Annotated in this window: 5 protein-coding genes; 4 read left to right on the forward strand and 1 reads right to left on the reverse strand. The window is 32.0% G+C overall.

The window, feature by feature from the left end:
- The 4 genes from ACHZC3_RS01070 to ACHZC3_RS01085 all read left to right on the forward strand — a co-directional run.
- A partial coding sequence (locus ACHZC3_RS01070) for a vitamin K epoxide reductase family protein (RefSeq protein ID WP_394758025.1) occupies positions 1 to 1,524 on the forward strand: 1,524 nt, incomplete at its 5' end.
- Between the two features lie 229 nt (positions 1,525 to 1,753).
- Positions 1,754 to 1,924 (forward strand): hypothetical protein, encoded by a 171-nt coding sequence (locus ACHZC3_RS01075; protein ID WP_394758026.1) that lies wholly within the window; start codon positions 1,754 to 1,756, stop codon positions 1,922 to 1,924.
- 107 nt (positions 1,925 to 2,031) lie between these two features.
- Positions 2,032 to 4,245: a peptidase domain-containing ABC transporter gene (locus ACHZC3_RS01080; RefSeq protein ID WP_394758027.1), complete on the forward strand. Its 2,214-nt coding sequence runs from the start codon at positions 2,032 to 2,034 to the stop codon at positions 4,243 to 4,245.
- Positions 4,246 to 4,249: 4 nt separating this feature from the next.
- On the forward strand, positions 4,250 to 5,545 hold the full coding sequence (locus ACHZC3_RS01085) for an HlyD family secretion protein (protein ID WP_394758028.1): 1,296 nt from the start codon (positions 4,250 to 4,252) through the stop codon (positions 5,543 to 5,545).
- A 4-nt stretch (positions 5,546 to 5,549) separates the two neighbouring features.
- Here the strand turns inward: ACHZC3_RS01085 and ACHZC3_RS01090 are convergent.
- Positions 5,550 to 5,782, reverse strand: a 233-nt coding sequence (locus tag ACHZC3_RS01090) for a helix-turn-helix domain-containing protein (RefSeq protein ID WP_394758029.1), incomplete at its 5' end; no start/stop codon positions are given.

Raw genomic sequence — 5,782 nt, forward strand, 5'->3', positions numbered from 1 at the left:
TTTTCTGACCAGAAAGAAAATTTTGAAGATTTATTCTTATCACACCCCAATTATCCGAGCGTATTTGCCATTACCGATTCGTTAGATATGTTGTCTATAGAAAACATAGCAATAAAAGTTCCTAAAGAACAATTTATAGCATTGCCAGATTATTTTCTAGCGGGTTTTAATAATGATGTGGTTTTAGTTTCGAAAACAAACACTGCAGTAACAATTGAAACAAACGAAGGAAAGCAGCAAAAACTAAGTTTCAACGAATTTCTTACAGGTTGGAACGAAGTTATTATTGCAATAGAACCCAATACAAACGCTTTAAATACAAACGAAAAAATAAACATAAAATGGTTATTATATATTTTGCCTGTTATTGCATTCATTATATTATCAGTTGGTTACAATAAGTATGATTTTATAAGTGCATCATTATTAGTTACTTCTTTAATTGGTTTGCTACTAAGTGTTTTTATCGTACAAGAAAAGTTTGGAATAAAAAACGAAATAGCTTCTAAGTTTTGCAACATCAATCCAAATGCATCTTGCGATTCGGTCATAAAATCGAGCAAAAGTGACATTAACAAATGGGTTGGTTTTTCCGATTTGCCTTTGCTATTTTTTGGCATTAGCATTTTGTCTATCATAATACAACCTGAACATGCCAGTAAGATATTAGGATTTCTAAGTTTAGTATCTATTCCTGTAATTGTGTATTCGGTTTGGTTGCAAAAAATTCAATTAAAAAAATGGTGTGTGTTGTGTCTAGCAGTTTCGTTCATAATTGTATTGCAAAGTTTGGTTTTTAGTTTCACAACCACATCATTTTTCAACATAACAGCAATAAACTTTTTTGGATTTTTATTTTCATCCATTTTACTCACATCAATATGGTTGTTTGTAAAACCCGTTTTTGAAGCGAAACTAAAAGCAGAAAAAGGAGAAACGGAACTTAAAAAATTCAAACGTAATTATGAGGTTTTCAACTTCTTAAGTAAAGAGGTGTCAGTTATAAGCGGATTCAATAAACTCGAAGGGTTGGCTTTTGGAAATAAAACAGCAAACACCCAACTAACTATTATTATTAGCCCTAGTTGTGGACATTGTCATAAAGCGTTTGAAGATGGATTTAACCTAGTTACAAAATTCCCAGAAAGAGTATTTCTGAATGTGCTTTTTAATATCAATCCAGAAAACAATGAAAATCCCTATAAAGAAGTAGTAGAAACCCTATTGGCAATACATTTTATTAATCCTGAAAACAGTGAAAGTGCTATTTCCGATTGGCACATTAAAAAAATGGAATTAGAACCGTGGCTCAAAAAATGGAAAATGAAAAATGGAGACATGAAAACAAGCCATCAGATACACCAACAATACAATTGGTGTTTAGAAAACGAGTTTAACTATACACCAGTAAAAATAATAAACAACAAACTATTTCCTAGCGAGTATGAGATTAGCGAGTTAAAACATTTTCTCAATGATTTCCATGAAGAAAAAGTAGAAAATTACATTTTAGCAGAAGCATAAAAAACAAATAACACCCTTTTACATAGAGTTTGTCATTCCGACGAAGGAGGAATCTCATAACGAAAGCATCTAATGTGATTCTTCGTTCCTCAGAATGACAAAATAAAGTCTATTCTTATAAAAGTAAAGCATAAAATACACAAAAATATTCTTGGCCGAGAATCAGACACAAGATCCAAGTGTCTTAAAAATGATTGGATTATTAAACAATAAATAAAATTATAATATCATGTTAAAAAACATTTTAAAATTAGACGGAGCTCAAAAATTGAGCAAAAACGAACAAAAATCAATTAATGGCGGAGCGCCTGTTTGGAATGGTCATTGTTATTGTTATTTTAATGGACCTCCATTCAATAGTTCTGGTGGTAAATGTGATTATGCAAGTAACTGTATGTAATTAAAAAAAGTGCTGCATTTTTTTATTAAGGTCAGCTTTTAAATTAAAAACTGTCTGAAAATTTTCAGACAGTTTTTTTTCCTATTTTTGAATCCAAAAAATAAAAATTGAAGAAATTTCCTAATTACATACAAGCCGATAGTAAAGATTGTGGTCCTACTTGCCTAAAAATTGTTGCCAAACATTATGGTAAGACACTAAATATACAAGAATTACGTGATTTTAGCGAAACCACACGTGAAGGAAGTAATTTATTATTCCTGAGTGATGCAGCTGAGAAAATAGGATTTCGGACGTTAGGTGTAAAGCTTAATCTAGAAAGACTAGATGAAGCACCGTTACCTTGCATTTTGCACTGGAACAAAGAACATTATGTAGTCCTTCATAATATAAAAAAAGGAAAATATTACATTTCAGATCCAGGTTATGGTCTGATAGAATACAACCAACATGATTTTATAAAATTCTGGATTGGCAACAATGCAGATAACTTCACCCAAGAAGGTATTGCTTTATTACTAGAGCCAACACCAGTTTTTTATCAATCGGAATTTGATAAAGAAGAAAAAAAAGGGTTAGGCTTTGGGATGCTTTCCCAATACATAGTTCGCTACAAATCGTTTTTAGTCCAGTTAAGCATTGGTTTGCTAGCAAGCAGTTTGTTGCAACTAATATTTCCTTTTCTTACTCAAAGCATTGTCGATGTTGGGATTCAGAATCAAAACATCAATTTTATTTATATGATTCTTTTTGCGCAATTGTTTTTGTTTGCAGGAAGAACAGGATTAGAACTCATACGAAGCTGGATTATGCTTCACCTTTCTACACGAATCAACATTTCATTAATCTCTGATTTTTTCATCAAATTAATGAATTTACCCATATCATTTTTCGATGTCCGAATGACTGGTGACATCATGCAACGCATCAATGACCATCATCGCATCGAAAGAATTTTAACTACGTCTTCACTCAACGTATTGTTTTCAGTAATCAATATGTTTATTATGGGAGGTGTTCTAGCGTATTATAATTTGCAAATATTCTTGGTGTTTTTTGCAGGAAGTATTCTCTATTTTGGCTGGATAACCTTGTTCTTGAAACGAAGAGAAGAACTGGATTACAAGCGTTTTTCAGAAGTCTCGCAAGAGCAAAGCAAAGTCATGGAACTCATAAACGGAATGCAAGAAATAAAACTACACAATGCCGAAAAACAAAAGCGCTGGGGTTGGGAATATGTACAAGCCAGATTGTTTCGAGTTTCTATAAAAGGATTGGTATTAGAACAAACACAAACGATTGGTTCGTCGGTAATCAATCAATTAAAAAATATATTCATTATTTTTCTTTCAGCAAAATTAGTTATCGATGGTCAAATTACGTTAGGAATGATGATGGCAATAAGTTCTATCGTAGGAAGTTTAGATGGTCCTATCTCGCAACTTATTAGTTTTGTACGTGAAGTGCAAGATGCTAAAATATCGCTAGCTCGTTTGTCTGAAATTCATGAAAAAGAAGATGAAATACAACAAGAAGCATATCAAACGCACGATTTCCCTAAAGATGTTGCTATTGAAATAAAAGATGTTGCTATTGAAATAAAAGATTTGTCGTTTAGATATTTGGGTTCAGACATTCCTGTTTTAGAAGGACTGAATTTAACTATTCCACCTAATAAAATTACAGCTATTGTAGGTACAAGCGGAAGCGGAAAAACGACATTAATGAAGTTGTTATTAAAATTTTATGAACCTAATAACGGCCAAATAAATATTGGTAACACTCAATTAGCTAACATTGCACAAAAAACATGGCGTGCCAATATTGGTGCAGTAATGCAAGAAGGATTTATTTTTAATGATACTATTGCCAATAATATTGCTATTGGTGTAGATATTATTAACAAAGAACGTTTGGTTTATGCTGCTGATGTAGCCAATATAAAAGAATATGTTTCTGGTTTGCCTTTGGGTTACAATACAAAAATAGGTTCTGAAGGCGTAGGAATGAGTACAGGACAAAAACAACGATTGCTTATTGCAAGAGCGGTTTATAAAAACCCGGAAATGTTGTTTTTTGACGAAGCAACTTCGGCCTTAGATGCTAATAATGAAAAAGAAATTATGGAGAAACTCGATATTTTCTTTAAAGATAAAACCGTTGTTGTTATTGCCCATCGATTGAGTACAGTTATGAATGCAGATCAAATTGTGGTGCTCGACAAAGGAAAAATTATTGAAATAGGAAGCCACGAAGAATTGGTAAAACTAAAAGGGAATTATTACGAATTGGTTAGAAATCAGTTGCAACTAGGAAGCTAAAGAAATGGAAGAAAAAAATACAACATTCGAACTTCGTAGCGAAGAAGTACAAGATATATTGACTAAAGTTCCACACTGGATGATTCGATGGGGAACGGTTCTCATATTTGGAATCATAATCATGCTGTTTTTTATCTCATGGTTTTTGAAATATCCAGACGTTGTAGCATCAGAAATAGTAATAACGACTAATATTCCGCCTGAGAAATTAGTTGCTAAAACTTCGGGTAGGATAGAAGCTATTTTAGTAAAAGACAAATCTATTGTTACACAAAACATGCATCTTGCTATTATAGAAAATGCTGCCAATTATAAAGATGTATTGCTACTAAAAAGCATTGTTGACAAAACAAACATCAATAATTCTAACAAAAATTTTCCTTTTAATGAACTGCAAAATCTACAATTAGGCGATGTAGAAAGTGCCTTTGCCGTTTTTCAAAAAGATTATATTGCTGATGGTTTAAATGACGATTTGCAACCTTTCCAAGTAGAAAATAAGGCACAAAAATCCGAATCTACTCAAATTAAAGAAAGGTTAAGCTTGTTATTGCAGCAAAAAGAAATTAATGAGCAAGAGCTGAAATTGCAAAAAAATGAAATTACACGTTACACAACGCTAAACAGTAAAGGCGTTATTTCAGATCAAGAATTTGAAAGCAAAAAATTAAATTATTTGCAAGCCGAAAAAAATTATAAGAGTTTACTAAGTTCTATTTCGCAATTGCGATCTTCATTAATAGACAATTCACGAGCTACGCAAGGAACTCAAATTAGTGGAACTAAAGAAGCGGTAAATCTCGACAGAAGTGTTACACAATCATTTTACCAACTAAAAAAAGCAATCAAGGATTGGGAGTTGAGTTATACCTTAAAATCTTCAATTGCTGGAGAAGTGACTTTTTTGCAAGTTTGGACAGAAAATCAAACCATAACTTCTGGAGATAATGTTTTTTCTATTATTCCAACCACTCAAAAAGGATTTGTAGGAAAAGTAAAAGCGCCAGCTTTAAATTCAGGTAAGATAAAGATTGGACAGCAAGTAAATATTCGTTTGGCAAATTTTCCAGATAGAGAATTCGGAGTGCTTAAAGGAGAAATAAAAAATATATCCCTTGTTCCAGACAAAGATGGTAATTTGTTAATTGATGTAGTTTTGCCTAAAGGATTACTCTCGTCATATAAAAAGCAAATCCCTTTTCAGCAAGAAATGAAAGGTTCTGCCGAAATCATCACCGAAGATTTGCGATTGTTGGAAAGAATATTATATCAGTTTAGGGACGTTTTTAAAGTAGAGTAATTGCCTATTTATTTTCTACAAGTTTAAAAAAATCACTTAAACTAATCTCGAAATACTCACAAATTTTTGATAATGTAGAAATGGTAATGTTTTGTTTGCCTTGTTCTATTCGTGCTAAATGTATGCCAGTATCAAAATAAAACGCTTCAAGAGTAATGTTTTTAGACTTTCTTATCTCTTTAACACAAGCAACTGTTTTTTCAAGAAGTTCGATATTTAGAAATTGCTTTGGCATAG

This window comes from Flavobacterium sp. (assembly GCF_043720215.1).
Classification (GTDB): Bacteria; Bacteroidota; Bacteroidia; order Flavobacteriales; family Flavobacteriaceae; genus Flavobacterium.

Coding starts and splice junctions, on each gene's coding strand:
- ACHZC3_RS01085 (WP_394758028.1), top strand. CDS start 4,250: ATGGAAGAAAAAAATACAACATTCGAACTTCGTAGCGAAGAAGTACAA.
- ACHZC3_RS01075 (WP_394758026.1), top strand. CDS start 1,754: ATGTTAAAAAACATTTTAAAATTAGACGGAGCTCAAAAATTGAGCAAA.